10 protein-coding genes are annotated in these 19,092 nt (G+C 53.2%); 6 read left to right on the forward strand and 4 right to left on the reverse strand.

Annotated features, from left to right (window positions below):
* Positions 1 to 23 precede the first annotated feature (23 nt).
* The 3 genes from ACODTO_RS07430 to ACODTO_RS07440 form a co-directional block, all read right to left on the reverse strand.
* Positions 24 to 1,649 carry a methyl-accepting chemotaxis protein gene (locus tag ACODTO_RS07430; protein WP_139642656.1) on the reverse strand — a complete coding sequence of 542 codons (1,626 nt, stop codon included), beginning with the start codon at positions 1,647 to 1,649 and terminating at the stop codon, positions 24 to 26.
* A 224-nt stretch (positions 1,650 to 1,873) separates the two neighbouring features.
* Positions 1,874 to 2,749, reverse strand: a complete 876-nt coding sequence (gene dapA, locus ACODTO_RS07435; protein WP_139642653.1) for a 4-hydroxy-tetrahydrodipicolinate synthase — start codon at positions 2,747 to 2,749, stop codon at positions 1,874 to 1,876.
* 369 nt (positions 2,750 to 3,118) lie between these two features.
* Complete coding sequence (locus ACODTO_RS07440) at positions 3,119 to 4,327, reverse strand: methionine gamma-lyase (RefSeq protein WP_139642648.1); 1,209 nt, start codon at positions 4,325 to 4,327, stop codon at positions 3,119 to 3,121.
* Positions 4,328 to 4,451: 124 nt separating this feature from the next.
* Here ACODTO_RS07440 and ACODTO_RS07445 point away from each other — a divergent pair, with 124 nt between their 5' ends.
* Positions 4,452 to 4,922, forward strand: coding sequence for an Lrp/AsnC family transcriptional regulator (locus ACODTO_RS07445; protein ID WP_047703123.1), 471 nt, complete (start codon positions 4,452 to 4,454; stop codon positions 4,920 to 4,922).
* 210 nt (positions 4,923 to 5,132) lie between these two features.
* Here ACODTO_RS07445 and ACODTO_RS07450 read toward each other — a convergent pair whose 3' ends face one another.
* Positions 5,133 to 6,350, reverse strand: coding sequence for an MFS transporter (locus ACODTO_RS07450; RefSeq protein ID WP_139642646.1), 1,218 nt, complete (start codon positions 6,348 to 6,350; stop codon positions 5,133 to 5,135).
* A gap of 290 nt (positions 6,351 to 6,640) precedes the next feature.
* Here ACODTO_RS07450 and ACODTO_RS07455 point away from each other — a divergent pair, with 290 nt between their 5' ends.
* The 5 genes from ACODTO_RS07455 (at position 6,641) to ACODTO_RS07475 (ending at position 18,208) form a co-directional block, all read left to right on the forward strand.
* Complete coding sequence (locus ACODTO_RS07455) at positions 6,641 to 6,811, forward strand: hypothetical protein (RefSeq protein ID WP_175386844.1); 171 nt, start codon at positions 6,641 to 6,643, stop codon at positions 6,809 to 6,811.
* Between the two features lie 404 nt (positions 6,812 to 7,215).
* Entirely contained in the window at positions 7,216 to 9,375 is a 2,160-nt protein-coding gene (locus ACODTO_RS07460; RefSeq protein ID WP_139642643.1) for a type I secretion system permease/ATPase, read from the forward strand.
* A 6-nt stretch (positions 9,376 to 9,381) separates the two neighbouring features.
* Positions 9,382 to 10,806: an HlyD family type I secretion periplasmic adaptor subunit gene (locus ACODTO_RS07465; RefSeq protein ID WP_139642641.1), complete on the forward strand. Its 1,425-nt coding sequence runs from the start codon at positions 9,382 to 9,384 to the stop codon at positions 10,804 to 10,806.
* A 48-nt stretch (positions 10,807 to 10,854) separates the two neighbouring features.
* Positions 10,855 to 11,364, forward strand: coding sequence for a hypothetical protein (locus ACODTO_RS07470; protein WP_055134710.1), 510 nt, complete (start codon positions 10,855 to 10,857; stop codon positions 11,362 to 11,364).
* A 1-nt stretch (position 11,365) separates the two neighbouring features.
* Positions 11,366 to 18,208: a calcium-binding protein gene (locus ACODTO_RS07475; protein WP_489106163.1), complete on the forward strand. Its 6,843-nt coding sequence runs from the start codon at positions 11,366 to 11,368 to the stop codon at positions 18,206 to 18,208.
* Positions 18,209 to 19,092 lie beyond the last annotated feature (884 nt).

Consider the following 19,092-nt stretch of genomic DNA (forward strand, 5'->3'; position numbering starts at 1 on the left):
TTACCCACCCACGGTCGCTGCGATTAGACGCTGAACCGCCGCAGAATCACTTCCAGTCCATTGGACATCGCCTTGAGTTCCTGGGTCGTTCGCACGATCCCTCCCTGGGCGGCGGCGTTCTCTTCGACACTTTGTGCCATTTTTTCTACGTTGCACGCGACCTGCTCACTGGCGGCGCGCTGTTCCTGCAACGACAACGAAATGAAACTGACGGCGGCAAGAGATTCGTCCAGCGCGCTCTTGATCCTGCTCATGGATTCGCCTGCACTTTCGACCAGTTTCTGGCCATGGGTCACACGCTCGGAGCCTGCGGCCATGCTCTCTTTGGCTTTGCTCATGCCATTCTGAATCGTGTTGACCAACGTGACGATTTCCGTGGTGGATTGAGCGGTGCGGGCGGCCAGGCCGCGAACTTCATCTGCTACCACCGCAAAACCGCGGCCTTGTTCGCCGGCTCGGGCCGCTTCGATGGCGGCATTCAACGCAAGAAGATTGGTTTGTTCAGCGATGCCCCGGATCACACCGACAATCAGACTGATGTCGTTCGACTGAATAGCCAACTGATCGATATCGGATGAACTTTGCGCCACCAGATTGGCAATGTGTCCCATTTCCTGGATGGACTCGTGCATCACCGCCATGCCGTCATCGGTGATTTGTCCTGCTTTCTGCGTGGTGTTCTGGGCCTGTTTTGCGTTGTCGGCAATATGGGTGATGCTCACCGAAAGTTGCTCTACCGTGGCGGCCATGGACGAGGCTGTCTCGCTTTGCAGGGCGGCGCTGCTCATTCCCTGTTCGGAAGATGCCGATAATTGCAGGGTAGTGCCCTCGATCTGCTCGGAGGCGTGGCCGATCTTGCCGATCATTTCGCGCAGGCTATGGCGCATGGCCTGAACGGAGTGCAGAACCCCGGTCGACGGCTGTCGCAGATCCAGCTGTGTACCGGCCAGTTTTCCTTGGGCGATGTTCGAGCTGATAGCGGCGAGTTCTGTGGGCTCGGCACCGAGTTGGCGGCTCAACAGCCTGGAAAAGTACAACCCGTAGGCCGCACCGGTGGCCAGCGCCAGGACCAGAATCAACAGGCTGAGTTTGAGGTAAAAGGTGTAGGCGATCTGCTGCTGATCGAACTGGCTTTTGGCTTCGACCAGTTGCACTTCGATCAGCTCGGAGAATTTGGCTGATAAGGGGTCAATCAGTGGATACAACTGATCCGTCGCAAAGCGTGCGATACCGGCATTGTCGTTCTGACGCAACATACCCTGCAAGTTTTGCAGTGGCCCGCGGGAGGTTTCCATCAGCGGCTCGATTTGCGCGATCAGATGGGTTTCTGCCGGGATCAGTTGCGTCGATTTATAGGCTTGCCATGTTCGATCGATTTCCCGCAGGGCTTGCTCTATACGGGTCAGCGATTCGGCTTTGGTAAAGGTGCCGTTGCGCGTCTTGTGGGTGGCGTCGACGATGTCCACAGCGTACAGGTCGGCAATTCTCTTCAAGTCCCTCAGGGGTACGACTCGGTCGAGATAGACGGTCTCCAGACTGAGTACAGCGGATTGCATTCCAAAGAGTCCGAGTCCGCCGACGCATAACAAACCAATCAGTAACGCGCTAGTGAGCAATAGGAGATGGGTCCTGATCTTCCAGCTTTGCATATTCCATTATTCCTAATCACCTGGATCGGGTTTCTGATCGAAGGGCAGAGCCAGGTGTTGCACGCCCAGTGAAGGCATAACGATATCGTGTTCTGTGTGGTCCAAGGTAAAGGAACGGCGACCCCGCCTTGCCTGATTACGCCGGCTGTCACTTATGCGGCAGAAACTTCGAGGGTGTGGTGGTTCTTGGGCGTAGCACCACACCCATGAGATCGCCGCCCGAGCTATGCGCTTTGACAGGTCAAACCTGAAAGCACAGACCTGAGTCGCTCCATCGTCGTCGATGAGCAAGTCTGCATGGGCTCACGAAGCTCGTTGCTGATCAGGCCATGGATGCTCAGAGCTGCTTTGATGACAGCCGGGTTAGGCTCAGCGAACGCCATCTTTATCCAAGGCAGCAGGCGGTAAAATGTAGCCCGGGCGCACATGACATCGCCTCTATCCATCTCCTGCATCATCTGGACATACAGACTTGGACAGATGTGTGCCGAGGCTGAAATGGCGCCGGCTCCACCCAGGGCGAGGTTTGTGAAAATCTGGATATCCTCGCCAGTCAGAATCTCTGCATTGCCGTCCTTGATCAGGGCCATAGTGGTTTCGACGTCACCACCGCAGTCCTTGATCGCTGCGATTTTTGGGTGACGCACGATCCTTCTCAGCGTCTCTCGTTCGATCCTCACGCCTGTTCGGTAGGGAATGTCGTAAAGGACTACCGGGACAGATGAGGCATCGGCGACTGTTTGGAAAAATGACTCGATGCCTTGCTGCGAAGGCCGGATGTAGTAGGGCGCTGGAATCAGAATGCCGGCGATGTCACGGCTCTGGATCTTTTGCTGGAATGCCAGGGCTTCCTGCAGGTTGTTGGCCGACAGCCCCATGATCACCTGGTCCGGTCGAGCGATCTGCAGAACGGCATCCAGTACCTCGAGCTGTTCATCCTTGTTCATCGCTGCGGCTTCGCCAGTGGTGCCGCATACGACCAGCCCCCTCACGCCTTCAGAAAGCAGTGTTTTCACCAAACCTTCGAGCGCGTCGAAGTCGACGTGTCCCGAATGAAAGGGCGTCACCAGTGCAATCCAGATACCGCGAAAATTAGACATGCATTACTCCTCAGGCAGACCGATTAGTCGACGTCAGAGGAGGGGATGGGAATCAAGCGGGGAGGAGGCCTGGCGCTATCTGTCCTGTCAGCTCATCTGACGGGACAGCGCCCCGGTCAAATGAGCGGCTGTTTCTTGGATTTCTTGGCAACGGACACGCATGCGCATGCCTGGGCGCAGAGGCCCTTGGCAGACAGCATGTGGTCAGTGGTGAGAATCATGGTTGATCCGTTGCGAAGAGGAACTGCTCGATAGTGCACAGGGTGCGGTGCCTTGGTCAACTATGCGGCGGAAAAATGATCACGCAGTTCGGTTGGGCGACATGCTCAACGGCGCGACAATCCACAAGGGGATAAGCGGTGGACATGTTCAACCTCCTTGAGCACAGGCATCCAGCGCTTGGCTGATGTCGGCCAGCAGGTCCGCGATGTCTTCAAGGCCCACCGACAAACGCACCAACCCCTCGGAAATCCCGTGGTGCGCACGCTCTTCAGGCGTGTAGGTGGAATGGGTCATGCTGGCTGGATGCTGGGCCAGGGACTCGGCGTCTCCCAGGCTGACCGCGCGGGCGAACAACTCCAGTGCGTTCATGAAACGCCGGCCGGTGGTCAGGCCGCCCTTGAGTTCGAAGGCGATCATGCCCCCGGGCAACTTCATTTGCCTCGACGCCAGGTTGTACTGAGCAAAGGAGGGCAGGCCGGGGTAAGTGACCCATTCGACGGCCGGGTGCGCATGTAAATACTCGGCGATCACCTGGGCGTTGCTACAATGGCGTTCCATGCGCAGTGACAGGGTTTTGAGCCCGCGCATCAGCAGAAAAGCGTCCTGAGGCGACATTACCGCACCGGTCAGGTCCTTGAGGCCTTGCAGGCGAATGCGGTCCGCCAGTGGATGACTGGTAACCACGATGCCGGCCGTGATATCGCCATGGCCACTGAGGTACTTGGTGGCCGAATGCACCACTACATCCGCACCCATTTCCAAGGGGCGTTGCAGGTATGGAGTGCAGTAGGTGTTATCGACCACCAAGGTGACATTCCGATGATGGTGGGCAATCTTAGCCACCGCGCAGATGTCGACCAACTGCATGTTCGGATTGGCCGGGGATTCGAAATAGATCATGCGCGTCGAAGGACTGATGGCATCGCGCAGTTCGGCCAGGTTGGACATGTCAACATGGCGCACCTTGACGCCAAACTCGCCGATACCGTGGTGCAGCAGGGCGAAGGTGCAACCGTACAACGTACGGTTGAGAATGATCTCGTCACCGGGGCGCAGCAGGGTCCAAAAGGTCGCGGCAATGGCTCCCATGCCGGAGCTGAAGGCCACCGCCGCCTCGCCGTTTTCCAAAGCCGCCATGCGTGACTCCAACAGAGCCAATGTGGGGTTGGAGATCCGCGTGTAAAAATGCCCGGATTCTTCGCCGGCGAAACAACCGGCGCCGTACTCGGCGGTAGGGAAGGCGAACGTGGAGGTCAGGTAGATCGGCGGGATCAGTGCGCCGTTGTTGTCCAGCGGCTTATAGCCGTGATGGATGGCGCGGGTGGAAAAGCCCAGTTCATTGTTTTTATTGTTCATGTTGGACGCTCCTGTATTTCCTACAATGCTATGCTCAATTCCAACAAGAAAAATTCCAAATTGACCCAGAAATAACCCATAAATTGGAATAAAGGCCCCGGAAAACACAATTTGGAGGCAAGACATGCCCGGCGAACTGGATCGTACCGACAAGGCCTTACTCGCGGCCCTGCAAAGCAACGCCCGGCTGACCATCGCCGAACTGGCCGAACATGTGGCGCTGACCACTTCGCCGTGTTGGCGACGGGTGAAAATTCTTGAAGAGAACGCAGTGATTACCGGCTACCAGGCGATTCTTTCGCCCAAGGCACTCGGCTACGGCGTCACCGCATTTGTTAGCGTGATGATGGAGTCCCACAGTCAGGAAATGGCTCGATCCTTCGAACAGCGCCTATTGGAAATCCCGGAGATCGTCGCCTGTCACAACGTTTCCGGACGCTACGATTTTCTACTGGAAGTGGTGGCCAAAGACCTGGAGTCTTTCGGCGAGTTTGCGCGAGAGGTGCTGCAAACCTTGCCGGCGGTCAAAGAGATTTATTCAAGTTTTTCGTTCAAATCGGTCAAGCCCTCACGAGTGATCCCGGTGCTGGGCTGAGCGCGGTATTACCTTTGACTGTCGGCCCGGGCAGGCGCGTTATTTGAGCAGCCAAGTTCTGATCTAATTGCGCAATGTCCCAGAATGTAGATAACTTCACCCGATGCAACATTGAACTCGTCAAATAGCTATTTACTGTTGCCCGATTACGAAGATCTCCTCGAAACATGCAGCGGAAAAATGATCACGCAGTTCGGTTGGGCGCGATGCTCAATAGCGTGTCATTCCGCTCTTGCTCTTGTAAATGACTAGACAGAGGGGGAGAGTCAGCAATAGCAGTCCGGCCAGCACCATCAGTCCGTCGGTCACCCCTGTTTTGTCCGAGATGGCACCAATCAGCACCGGGGCCAAAGCGCCGCCACCTACGGTACCGGTATAGAACCAGGCGAATATCCGATCACGTCGGTCACGGGCGGCGAAATCCGGCACCAGCCCGCCCAACACCGATGAGGTTCCGTTCAGTGCAACTCCGATCAGCGGCATCACCAGCATGAAGGCACCGAAGGGCAGCACCAGCGCCAGCAGGATGAGTAATGCCGTCAGCACCTCGGTGCAGATCACCGTGCGCACGGGGCCAAGCCGGGCGCCGAGGTAGCCACAGAACAGCTTGCCAAAGGCGCCGCCGAAGAACAGCAGTGAAAGCGCCAGGCCGATATGCCCAGTGCTGGCTCCCTTGCTTTGCAGTAGGAACGGCAGGAAAGTCAGGAAACCCATGCGCACGCCGCTGTCGAGAGTTCCGGTAGCGATCAGTGCCACGAGGCCCGACGTGGTGCCGGTCTTGTCGGAGATTGTGATTTTCTTTTTGTCCGTTACGCTTTCCCGAGTTTTGGGAACCAGCAACCAGAGGCCGATCGCGGCGGCGATGCCGATCATTCCAAGCAGCGTGGCGCTGGTCTGCCAGGAGATGTACGCCAATGCCAACCCGGTCGCGCCCGGAATGACGGCCTTGCCGACATCTCCAGCAAAATTGTACTGAGCCAGTGCCTGCTTGACCCGGCCGCTTCCATCATAGGCATCCGATACCAGGGCCGATGCGAGCGGATGCTGCGTACTGGCGCCCAGCCCGCCGATCATCAACGCCAACAGCAACAGGCCTATATCGGTGGCCTGTGCGGCAAGCAAATAGGCAATGCCGGCCAAGGCTGTGCCTCGGATCAGCAGCGTTTCACGGCCCCACCTGCGCGCGCCGCGACTGGCCAGCAGTTGGAAGCCGGCCATCATTCCCGCATAAACGCCACGCAGCAGACCTACTTGGGCATAGCTGAGGCCAAAGTAGGTCTGCCATATGGGCAGCAGTACATAGATTACGTCGGTCAAACCATCGTGTGCGGCATGCGCCAGGCTTCCGGCGGCAAGGGCTTGTCGGCGGTTTGCCTCGGAGGTCGCCGATTCATCGAGTGGTTGTATCAGAGGGATATCCTGACGCATTGATTGGGCCCAATCCTTTGACCTAGGCTAGCCGTGTTGTGAGGCTGTTGTTAGCGCCGACAAGAAGGTGGTGGTGCTTGCCGGATCGATTCGAACGGACAGGAGCTTGCGGAAGTTCGCAATCTTCAAGTACCGGATCTGCATGGCTTATTCCTTGTGACGGCTAAGGGTGGACCGCCGGGCTGATGGATTTCGAGACTCTAGCTCAGCTGTCGCAGGACTCCAATGACCGCCGTTGGATTTTGCCACGACGGTAGCCTAATTGGCTCTCGACTCCTTAACGCATTCTGATGCAGGTTGATGTCCATCCGGCAAGCGACAGCCTCACTGCACTTATCGAGCAGAGCCAAGCCGGGATCGATGGTCTATATGTTGGCTCGCTTGATCCGATTGATAGTGGTGTTTCTTTTGTATTCGATATGGTAATCGAGGGGCATCATTTATCAGTCGATTCTATATGAGATTTATAGAAGCATTGAAAGTGTGAGATGGCTCGAGCGGCCATGAAACAGCTTATCGCAAATTATAATTGCGAGCGGTTCGATCAAGGGACGCTTAAGAGTTTTGCCAGATATCTTTCCTAAGAAACCTAGCGAGTCGTTGCAATCGCTGGACTCCATTTTCCTTGCGAAAAGCTTACGGAGTTTCTTTGGCGTCAAGAACTCCTTCGTGTGTGCAGATCGCAAAATTGACGTCAATAAATATTTTCTCTTTTAGGAAGCGCAAGGAGGGTGGCCCTCAACTAGTACTTAACAGTAAATGGTGTGATAGCATTTTGATCTAAGTATTTTTAGTTCGTCGTAAATTCCTAGTCTACGCTCGCTTTAGTGCCTCTTCGTCAGAGGCAGAAGCGAGTCGTATACCTATGGATGCGATTTTTGATGAAGGCGTCGATACAGCCGCCGGACTGCCGCCCGAGGCAGTCGACACCGGACTGACTTGTCTAGTGATGCTCGCTCGTTTTCATAATATAGCTGCCTCTGCGGAGGAGCTTAGTCACCAGTACCTTTCCCAAGGACAGGCGTTTGGTAAAACGGAAATATTGCTGGCTTCACGCGAGCTGGCGTTAAAAACCAAAGTCGTCAAGACAACAATTGAGCGCTTGGCACATACTCCTTTACCTGCCATCGCTTGCGCAACCGACGGACGCTTCTTCATCATTGCTCGGTTTGATCAAGACAAAATCCTGATACACAATCCAGAGTCGTTGCGTCCCGAGGTTTTAAGTACAGACCAGTTATTGGGTATGTGGCAGGGAGAACTCATCTTATTGAGCTCACAGGCCACTCAAGCCGCCGAATTAGCCAGATTCGATTTCACCTGGTTTATCCCGTCCATTATAAAATACCGAAAATTACTCAGTGAAGTGCTACTTGTCTCCTTTGTTCTACAAATTTTCTCGCTACTGACACCACTCTTCTTTCAAGTGGTAATGGACAAGGTGCTGGTACACCACGGGCTGACCACCTTGGATGTCATTGCCGTTGGACTACTAGGGATCATGTTATTTGAAACTCTTCTGAGTGGCTTGAGGACCTACGTTTTTGCACATACAGCCAGCCGTATCGATGTGGAATTAGGGTCCCGTTTGTTCCGCCATTTGGTGACACTGCCTTTGGCGTATTTCCAGGCCAGAAGAGTGGGCGACTCGGTGGCTAGAGTCAGAGAGTTGGAGCACATCCGAAGTTTTCTGACAGGTAATGCTATCACCTTGGTGTTAGATATCTTGTTCTCGGTGGTTTTTATCACCGTGATGTTTTTCTACAGCGGTTGGCTGACGCTGGTTGTTGTAGTCTCGTTGCCTATGTATGTACTGGTTTCCATATTTATTACACCTTTACTTCGCTCTCGGTTGAGAGAGAGTTTTGCCCGGGGAGCGGAAAACCAAGCATTTCTGGTAGAGACGATCAATGGCATAGATACGCTCAAGTCGATGTCGGTCGAGCCACAGATCACCCGCAAGTGGGATAACCAGCTCGCCGCCTACGTATCTGCAGGGTTCAGAACGCAAACCCTGTCGAACATCGCGAATGAAGGTGTTTCGTTGATCGGCAAGCTGGTGACGGTGGCTACGCTTTGGTTAGGCGCGCGATTAGTTATCGACGGCCAGCTTTCGGTCGGGCAACTGATTGCTTTCAACATGTTAGCGGGACGCGTTTCGCAACCGATTATTCGCTTAGCTCAACTGTGGACCAACTTTCAGCAGACAGGTGTTTCAGTACAGCGTTTAGGCGACATTCTAAATAGTCGCACTGAGCTGTCCCAGGCCACCCGCAGTGCTTTGCCAGCGCTTAAAGGTCACGTGGAATTTGATCAAGTTCAGTTTCGTTATCGGCCAGAAGGGTCAGAAGTCCTGCGTGGAGTCAGTCTCGTTATTCAGGCTGGCGAGGTATTGGGGGTAGTAGGACGCTCCGGCTCCGGGAAAAGCACACTGACGCGTTTGTTGCAGCGACTTTATGTACCGCAGCGAGGACGTGTTCTAGTCGATGGCATGGACTTGGCTTTGGCAGATGTTTCATCCCTGCGTCGTCAAATCGGAGTAGTGCTACAAGACAATATGCTGTTCAACCGCAGCATCCGTGAAAACATCGCCCTCACAGATCCTGGCGCACCGCTGGAGGCAGTCATACATGCAGCCAAGATGGCCGGAGCCCATGATTTCATCCTGGAGTTGCCGGAGGGCTATGACACGGTGGTGGGTGAGCACGGAGCTTCGTTGTCTGGCGGTCAGCGACAACGGGTTGCGATTGCTCGAGCACTTATCGGTAACCCAAGGATTTTAATTTTCGATGAGGCCACTAGTGCCCTTGATTACGAATCCGAGCGAGTTATCCAGCAGAACATGAAGGACATTTGTAAAGGTCGCACGGTGATCATCATCGCCCATCGGCTTTCCGCTGTGCGCGATGCTCATCGCATTGCGGTCATGGACCGTGGTCAGATCGTGGAGCAAGGTACCCACTCCGAACTGCTGGCGCTTCAAGCCGGTCATTACTCACGTTTGCATCGCTTGCAGCAAGGTTGAACTGCCATGGGCCAATCTTCGGCAACACGCGAGTTATTGCGCCGCTACCATCATGCCTGGCGGCATTCGTGGGGGCAGCGCAGGTTGTTGGACACTCCCCACCGGCTCCCCCATGAAGTGCAATTTCTGCCGGCTGCCCTGGCTTTGCAAGAGCAACCGGTGCATCCGGCGCCGCGCTATACACTGTTCGCAATCATGCTCTTTGCTGGCTTAGCGTTGCTATGGGCTTGCCTAGGAGAAATTGATGTGGTTGCCACGGCGACTGGCAAGGTAGTCGCCAGCGGGAGAAGCAAAACTATTCAGCCCAGCGAAGTAGCTGTGGTCAAGGCGATCCATGTTCACGACGGTGAACAAGTCAAAGCTGGGGACGTCCTTGTCGACCTGGATGCCAGTGCAACAGGGGCAGATGTGAAACGCTTGAGCAACGACTTGTTGGCTGCTGAGGTAGATAGCGCCAGGGCCGGTGCAATGCTGGAGGTAATTGAATCCCGCAAAGAGCCCGGTCCTTTGACGGGCAAAATTAAGAATGCAGACCCGTTACAGCAATTGGCCGCAGAACGGTGGTTACAAGGCCAATACCTTGAAATGCGCAGTGCTTTGGATCAAGTAGATGCGGAGATTGATCAGCGATCTGCAGAAATTCTGTCGGCAACGGCCACTGTCGCATCACTGCTCAAAACCTTACCCATCAGTCGACGCTTGGCCGATGACTATAAGCTGCTGTTGGAAAAACAATATGTACCTCGTCATGCCTACTTAGAAAAACAACAGGCACTATTAGACCTTGAACGAGAAATGGCCGTGCAGCAAGTGCGGGTCATCGAGTTGCAAGCAACAAAAAAAGAAGCGCAGCGTCGTCGAGAGGGAATTCTTGCCCAGACCCGCCGCGAGATGCTCGATCTTCAGCAGCAATCCGAGCAAAAGATTGCATCACTGACTCAGGAAGTTAGAAAGGCTGAACAACGTGATCACCTGATGCACTTAACGGCACCGGTGGATGGCACTGTTCAGCAATTGGCTATTCACACGGTCGGTGGAGTAGTGACGGCCGCTCAAGCGTTGATGGTGATCGTGCCCAAAGATCAGGTTGTTGAGGTTGAAGCCATGCTGGAGAACAAAGATATCGGTTTTGTACATGCCGGACAGTTGGTTACGGTAAAAGTCGAAACATTTACGTTCACCAAGTATGGCGTGTTAGAGGGCGAAGTTATCAGTGTTTCCGATGACGCGATAGAAGATGAAAGACGTGGGCTTTTATATAGCGTCAGGATTCGGCTGCCGAAAGCCAAAGTTTTGGTGAAAGGGCAAGAAATACAGTTGATGCCGGGAATGTCTGTGTCCGCCGAGGTAAGGACGGATCATAGGAAAGTTATCGAGTATTTGTTGAGCCCTCTAGAGCAACATCTGTCGGAGGGGCTCAGGGAGCGATGATTAACCTTGATTGAGTTGGTAAACAAATTACTATTTTGGTGAAAAATAATGGGCGCTAACATTTCCGATCGATCTAGGGTTGCCTACAGAAATTTTGCGATTTTTAGTTTCGTTGGTTATCTGGGATTTGTGATTATTGTTCTGTGGCATCAGTCCATATCATACATTCCGGATAGATTAAGCGAGTCCTCAGGTGTTCTTTCGGAGGAAAGATTCAAGGGTAAAGCCATCACGAAAATCATCGACGGTGAGAATGTTTATCGGTTTACCTGTGCTTCAAATTTAGGGGGGTATCCAACGTGCATAACGAAGCAGAAAAGCTCGGATTTATTAGGTAAGCATGCCCGTGTTTTCTGGTATGAACAAAAATTTTTGCCTGCGTTGGAGCAGCGAAAATTAGTAGTTCTGGAGGTGGATGGTAAAGAGATCATCAGTAGAGCGATGTCCGAAGAGAGGTTGGCTAAAGGTAAGAGAGGTAGTGTTTGGGTTCTCGGTGGCGTTGGTTTTTTTGCGCTTTGCATTTCCGTCTTCTTTTTAAGGAAGGCAAGGAGGAATTAAAGTGGATAAAAGTACATTAGATGCAATTTCCAGCGCCCTGTCTTATCTAAGTACACCAGTGGGGTCGGGGTCGGTAATTGTTGATGCATCAAAAGGGCAAGTTTTTAGTGCGGCCCTTGGAGCAACGCAGACGTTAGTTAGCTTCGGGGAGATGATGGGGAAACGCCTGCCTATCGCAGGTTCAGCTCTTGCTTATTCGGCCCTTGGTCGTGACTTTTTGAATATGAAAACGACCATCGACGATTCTGGTGAAGTTCACGTAAGTGATATTTACTCTGTCTTTGCCGATCTGTCGGCAATTGTGGCGTCGGCGACATTAGCTGCTGCAGTCGGCGCAGCTTCGGCCCCGGCTTTGATCGCTACGGCTGTAGTAATTACAGCGGCTGGCGCAGTGCTCACGGTTATGGCAATGAATAGTGGCGATGAAAGTATTGATTTAAATCCATATATTGACTCTTTGAGTAACGCTCTTCACGGCTTGGGTGAGGTGCTAGGTGAGGCTTATACATCGGCCATAGAAAGTTTTCAGGATGCGATGGAGGCGACCGGGGACTTCGCTCAAGCGTTCAATGATTATGTGGTCGGGGCTCTGGATGATATTACGGATGCCGTTTCCTCTAGCATTTTCAACTTCACAGATTTGATAGTTGAGAATTTGCGTGATGCCTATGATGCCGCCCTGAATACGGTAAGTCCACTGATCTTGGATTTGGATGGAGACGGAGTTGAAACACTGTCTTTGAGTAGCGGTGTATATTTTGATCACGATGGCAATGGCTTCGCTGAAAGCACCGGCTGGGTCGGAAAAGATGATGGTTTATTAATATGGGATCGAAATGGCAATGGACAAATAGACGATGGGAGTGAGCTTTTCGGCAATTACACTCATTTGACAAACGGGCAAATAGCTACCAATGGGTTCTCGGTGTTAGCTGACCTGGACAGTAATCATGACGGCAAAATAGATGCTAATGATGCGGCTTTTGGCCAGTTGGGAGTATGGAAAGATAGTAATAGTGATGCGAAACTTGATGAGGGAGAGTTGTTGAGCCTTGGCGAGGCTAATGTTCAAAGCCTTAGCGTAGGTTACGTAGACGAAAATACGACTGATTCCCAAGGCAATAAAGTGCTGCAATCGGGAACCTATACAGATAGTAGCGGTGCGTCACATGATTTGGACGATGTTTGGTTTGTGGTGGACACCGCGCGGACTGTAGATCTAAACAAAATAGTATTGGGGGAACAGACGGCATCTTCAATCGACCTGGATGGGTTTGGTAATGTGGCGGACCTGAGTCAGGCAATATTGCGCGATACGACTGGGCACCTTAAACAGTTAGTTGAGCAGTTTGCGGTTGAGACAGACACTACGAAGAGATACTCGCTGCTCGATCAAATCATATTCTCTTGGAGCGGAGCGGCTGCATATACTTCAGTCAGTCGTGGGGGATATATCGATGATGGGCGCAAACTTTATGCCTTGGAAGCGTTTTCGGGACAAGGCTTTATCCAGTCAGCCGGGATCAATGTAGGCACTGGCAATCCGGGACCTAATGCTGCCGCAAAACTCATGCAGGCATATGGCCAACTGGCTGGTTTTCTGTATTCGGGGTTAATGTTGCAGACTCACTTTAGGCCTTTAGTTGAAGCAATCGATCTTGGCTTTGAAAATTACGAATTAAAATTTGACGTTGCTCGTTTGGTCGAAATGTTACGATTTGCATATGACGAAGATTCTGCGCTCGGCGCGCAAGAGATGTCCGAATTTTCTAAGGCTCTATTAGACTCTGGTGTGCAGGGCGGGGCTATACTGACTAATCTGCGGCAAGCCGGAGATGTTAATGTTCCAGGCTTTGATTGTCTGCTGGCCAATATGGGTTACTCGCTAGGTGGATTAATTAACGATGAGTTGTATGGCGACTCCCATAATAATGCACTTTTCGGCTTGGCTGGCCGCGACACTTTATATGGTGACGCTGGTAATGATATTTTGGACGGTGGGGCTGACGACGATTATCTTAGTGGTGATGAGGGATCTGATATTTATCGATTCAGTCGGGGGTGGGGGCACGACACACTTAATAATTTTGATAGCGGCGATAATAAGGTCGACTTCATCGAATTTGCTTCAGATATAGCACCCTCCGAAATAGGCGTCACTCGCTCGGGAGATGATTTGGTTCTTGTTTTACGTGGTGGTGCTGACAGGATAAAAGTAGTCAATTATTTTTATAGTGATGGTGCGAGTGACTATTATTTAGAAGAGATCCGCTTTGCTGATGGTGCGATATGGAGACTTGAACAAATTAAGGCCATGGTGGGTATCACTACTCCAGGCGATGATGAAATTCATGGTTACGCCTCATCCGATAATTTGAGTGGAGGACTGGGTAATGACAAATTGTTTGGAGCCCAGGGTGACGATGTGCTCATTGGAGGAGGCGGCAATGATTATATTGAAGGTGGTACTGGTTCAGATGTTTATCATTTCAATCTTGGTGACGGGCGAGATGTAATCAACGAAGATGTTGAAAATCTTGGAGACTCGGATGTCTTGTACTTTGGTGAAGGAATATGCCCCGCGGATATAAACGTTAGCATTCAGGGGAGTAGCTTGCTTTTACAGCATGGTAATGGCCATGATCAAGTGGTTTTTCTTAACTGGTTCATTCAGCTAGGTTCTCGTTATCAGGTGGAACGAATTGAGTTTGCCGATGGAACTGTCTGGATGAGTTCAGAGCTTACAAGTAGTCTACTAAATAGGACTGGAACGGAGTTCGATGATGTTATTACAGGAGCTAGTTCTAGGGTCAGCCAAACATTCCTTGGCGGGGGCGGTAATGACAACCTGACGACTGGCGCGGGTGACGACCAACTCGAAGGCGGTACTGGTAATGATATTCTCAACGGTGCGGCGGGCTCCGACATCTATCTCTTCAACGTAGGAGATGGGCAGGACGTTATCAACGATGACAACATCTCTTACTACTACGGTGGTGTCGACGTCTTGCGGTTTGGCACGGGCATCCAGGTCTCTGACATCATGGCCAGCCGATCCGGAACCAGCCTGGTGCTTAGGCATATTAACGGTCAGGATCAGGTGACGGTTACCAATTGGTTTACCGAAAACACCGATCGTTATCAACTGGAGCGCATCGAGTTCGCCGACGGCACGGTGTGGACCAGCTCGGTGTTGTCTGCCCAACTGCTCCAGCTCATGGGTGGCGCGGGCGATGATGTGCTCACCGGAATCGGTGCTGCCTTCAAGCAGGTGCTGTCCGGTGGTGGTGGCAACGACACGTTGACGGCCGGGGTCGGGGATGACCAGCTTGAGGGCGGTGTGGGCAACGACACGTTGAACGGTGGGCAAGGCTCCGATCTGTACCTCTTCAGCCTCGGAGATGGGCGTGACGTCATCAACGATGACAATCTCTCCTACATGTATGGCGGTGTCGACGTTTTGCGGTTTGGCACGGGTATCCAGGCCGCCGACATCCTTGCCAGCCGATCCGGTACCAGCCTGGTGCTTAGCCATGTCAACGGTCAGGACCAAGTGACGGTCACCAATTGGTTCACCGAAAACACCGATCGTTATCAGTTGGAGCGCATCGAGTTCGCCGACGGCACGGTGTGGACCAGCGCGGCGTTGTCTGTCCAGGTGCTCCAGCTCACAGGCGGCGCGGGTGACGATGTGCTGACCGGTGTCAGTAGCAGTCAGGCTCAAGTTATAAGAGGTGGCGGTGGTAACGATACTTTGACCGCCGGCGCTGGTGCTGACCAGCTTGAGGGCGGTACGGGCAATGACACGTTGAATGGTGGCCAAGGCTCCGACCTGTACCTCTTCAACCTCGGCGATGGGCGTGACGTCATCAACGATGACAATCTCTCCTACATGTATGGCGGTGTCGACGTTTTGCGGTTTGGCACGGGCATCCAGGCCGCCGACATCATTGCCAGCCGATCCGGCACCAGCCTGGTGCTTAGCCATGTCAACGGTCAGGATCAGATAACGGTCACCAATTGGTTCACCGAAAACACTGGACGTTATCAGCTGGAGCGCATCGAGTTCGCCGACGGCACCGTCTGGACCAGCACGACACTGTCCGCTCAGTTGCTCCAGCTCACAGGCGGCGCGGGTGATGATGTGCTCGTCGGAATCGGCGCGGCCTTCAAGCAGGTGCTATCCGGTGGTGGTGGCAACGATACGCTGACGGCTGGAAGCGGTGATGACCAGTTGGCGGGCGGTACGGGTAATGACACATTGAACGGGGGGCAAGGCTCCGATATTTATCTCTTCAACCTCGGCGATGGGCGCGACGTTATCAACGATGACAACCTCTCCTACATGTATGGCGGTGTCGATATCCTGCGGTTTGGTATGGGGATCCAAGCCTCTGACATCGTTGCCAGCCGATCCGGAACCAGCTTGGTGCTTAGCCATGCCAATGGTCAGGACCAGGTGACGGTTACCAATTGGTTTACCGAAAACACCGATCGTTATCAGTTGGAGCGCATAGAGTTCACCGACGGCACCGTCTGGACCAGCGCGACGTTGTCAGCCCAGATGCTCCAGCTCACAGGCGGCGCGGGTGACGATGTACTGACCGGTGTCAGTAGCAGTCAGTCTCAAGTTATAAGAGGTGGCGGCGGTAACGATACGCTGACGGCCGGCTCCGGTAATGACTTGCTTGAAGGCGGCACGGGCAACGACACGTTGAACGGCGGCCAAGGCTCCGATCTGTACCTCTTCAGCCTTGGAGATGGTCGTGATGTCATCAACGATGACAACATTTCTTACTACTACGGCGGTGTCGACGTCTTGCGGTTTGGCACGGGCATCCAGGTCTCTGACATCAGTGCCAGTCGATCCGGGACCAGCCTGGTGCTTAGCCATATCAACGGTCAGGACCAGGTGACGGTTACCAATTGGTTTACCGAAAACACTGGACGTTATCAGCTGGAGCGCATCGAGTTTGCCGACGGCACGGTGTGGACCAGCGCGGCGTTATCTGCCCAGTTGCTTCAGCTCACAGGCGGTGCGGGCGATGATGTGCTCACCGGAATCGGTGCTGCCTTCAAGCAGGTGCTATCCGGTGGTGGTGGCAACGATACGCTGACGGCCGGTACCGGTGATGACCAGCTTGTGGGCGGTACGGGCAATGATACGTTGAACGGTGGAGCGGGTTCCGACACCTATGTCTTCAACCTCGGCGATGGGCGGGATGTCATCAACGATGACAACATCTCCTACTACTATGGCGGTGTCGATATCCTGCGATTTGGTGCAAGCATCCAGGCCTCTGACATCAGTGTCAGCCGATCCGGAACCAGCTTGGTGCTTAGCCATGTCAACGGTCAGGACCAGGTGACGGTTACCAATTGGTTTACCGAAAACACTGGACGTTATCAGTTGGAGCGCATCGAGTTTGCCGACGGCACGGTGTGGACCAGCGCGGCGTTATCTGCCCAGTTGCTTCAGCTCACAGGCGGTGCGGGCGATGATGTGCTCACCGGAATCGGCGCTGCCTTCAAGCAGGTGCTATCCGGTGGTGGTGGCAACGATACGCTGACGGCCGGTACCGGTGATGACCAGCTTGTGGGCGGTACGGGCAATGATACGTTGAACGGTGGAGCGGGTTCCGACACCTATGTCTTCAACCTCGGCGATGGGCGGGATGTCATCAACGATGACAACATCTCCTACTACTATGGCGGTGTCGATATCCTGCGATTTGGTGCAGGCATCCAGGCCTCTGACATCAGTGCCAGCCGATCCGGAACCAGCTTGGTGCTTAGCCATGCCAACGGTCAGGATCAGGTGACGGTTACCAATTGGTTTACCGAAAACACTGGACGTTATCAGCTGGAGCGCATCGAGTTTGCCGACGGCACGGTGTGGACCAGCGCGGCGTTATCTGCCCAGTTGCTCCAGCTCATAGGCAGTGCAGGTGATGATGTACTGACTGGTGTCAGTGCTGCCTTCAAGCAGGTGATATCCGGTGGCGCTGGCAACGATACGCTGACGGCCGGTAGCGGTGATGACCAGCTTGAAGGCGGTACGGGCAATGATACGTTGAACGGTGGAGCGGGTTCCGACACCTATGTCTTCAACCTCGGCGATGGGCGGGATGTCATCAACGATGACAACATCTCCTACTACTATGGCGGTGTCGATATCCTGCGGTTTGGTGTGGGCATCCAAGCCTCTGACATCAGTGCCAGCCGATCAGGAAGCAGCCTGGTGCTTAGCCATATCAATGGTCAGGATCAGGTGACACTCAACAACTGGTTCACTGAAAACAGCGGACGTTACCAATTGGAGCGTGTCGAGTTTGCTGATGGCGCTTTTTGGAATACTTCTCAAGTTGCATCGAGGGTAAGTACATCGGGTAATGACACTATAATAGGCTCCAGCACTAACGACCTGTTGCAAGGAGGCCAAGGTAACGACCTGCTACAAGGCGGAGAGGGAAGTGATACTTATATTTTTGTCGCAGGAGATGGCCAGGATATTATAAATAATGACTCTGCTACGCCCAATGACATGGATACCCTTAGTATCTCTGGGATTACACCCCAAAACCTGTGGCTGTCCCGAGATGGCAATAATTTGGTAATTGATGCGAGAGGGACTGATGATCGAATTACAGTCAAAGATTGGTACGTGAGTGCGGCACAAAAAATTGATGTGATTCAGGCAGGGAGTACAGCGTTGTACGCCAATGCGGTAGACAATCTGGTCAACGCCATGGCTTCTTTTGGAGATCCGGCTGGCGGCGAGATCAATCTGACTCAAGAACAGCGTGATCAAGTTAATGTAGTGATTGCTACTAACTGGCAGTAAGGGATTGGGGGCCTGCACGTAACGTAGAGCTTTTCTCCATGGCAGATTTTTGTTGTTCGGTTCTTATACGATCTTAACGCTGTATTCTGGGCATGCTGAAAGCCCTTGATTCTATTAGATCTACAGACGGAAATGGGCTATCAATGATTGCACTGTTTTGCATCGATTTCCATTTCAGCTCTGTGCAGTACCAGGAGCAACGATGCGGCATACTCAGCAATGGCAGTTTCACGAAGTAGCGGTCGAAGCGCAGCAGACGTATGTCTCGCGTCGCATGCGATTTCGGTGTAGCTGTGCAATCGCGCAAGGAAAGCTCGGGTTTGTCGCCCTTGAGCTGCTGAGCCAGAGCGAGCATTGCGCGATTGAAAGCCGTTTGGCAATATCTGATGCCCTCGTTCTTTCGTCGGCTCTCCATCCCTCTCAACTGGGGGCTGGCGGTAGGAGAGAATGGGTAACCCGGCCTTCGCGCCGGGTTTTTTGTTTGTGCTCTAGCAAGTTCAGGGAACGGAACAGAAAAGAGGAGCCCAAGCGAAAGGGGAGCGAGGCTTCACTACTCGATCCGGAGGTGCCACTGAGCACTGACCAAAAACTATGATGTAGAAATCGAACTCGACTCACCGTTCATACCGCTTATGCGACCGTTGGTCGCCATCAGCCCGCAGGATGCGACTTGGTTTTGAAAGAGGTGCATTGCTATTTTTCGACAATATTCTGTAAAAATCATTTAAAAACAATGGTTTGCGTGAAGTTTAAAACACGACGACGGAACTGGAATAGCTAAGCAGACTTCGTAGGTAGGTGCGAGTGATAACAAAGGTGCATGGAACCAGTGGTGGCTCTTTGATATTATCTCCATAAGCCATGTCGATACGACACAGACGCCC

It is taken from the genome of Pseudomonas sp. FG13 (assembly GCF_057809755.1).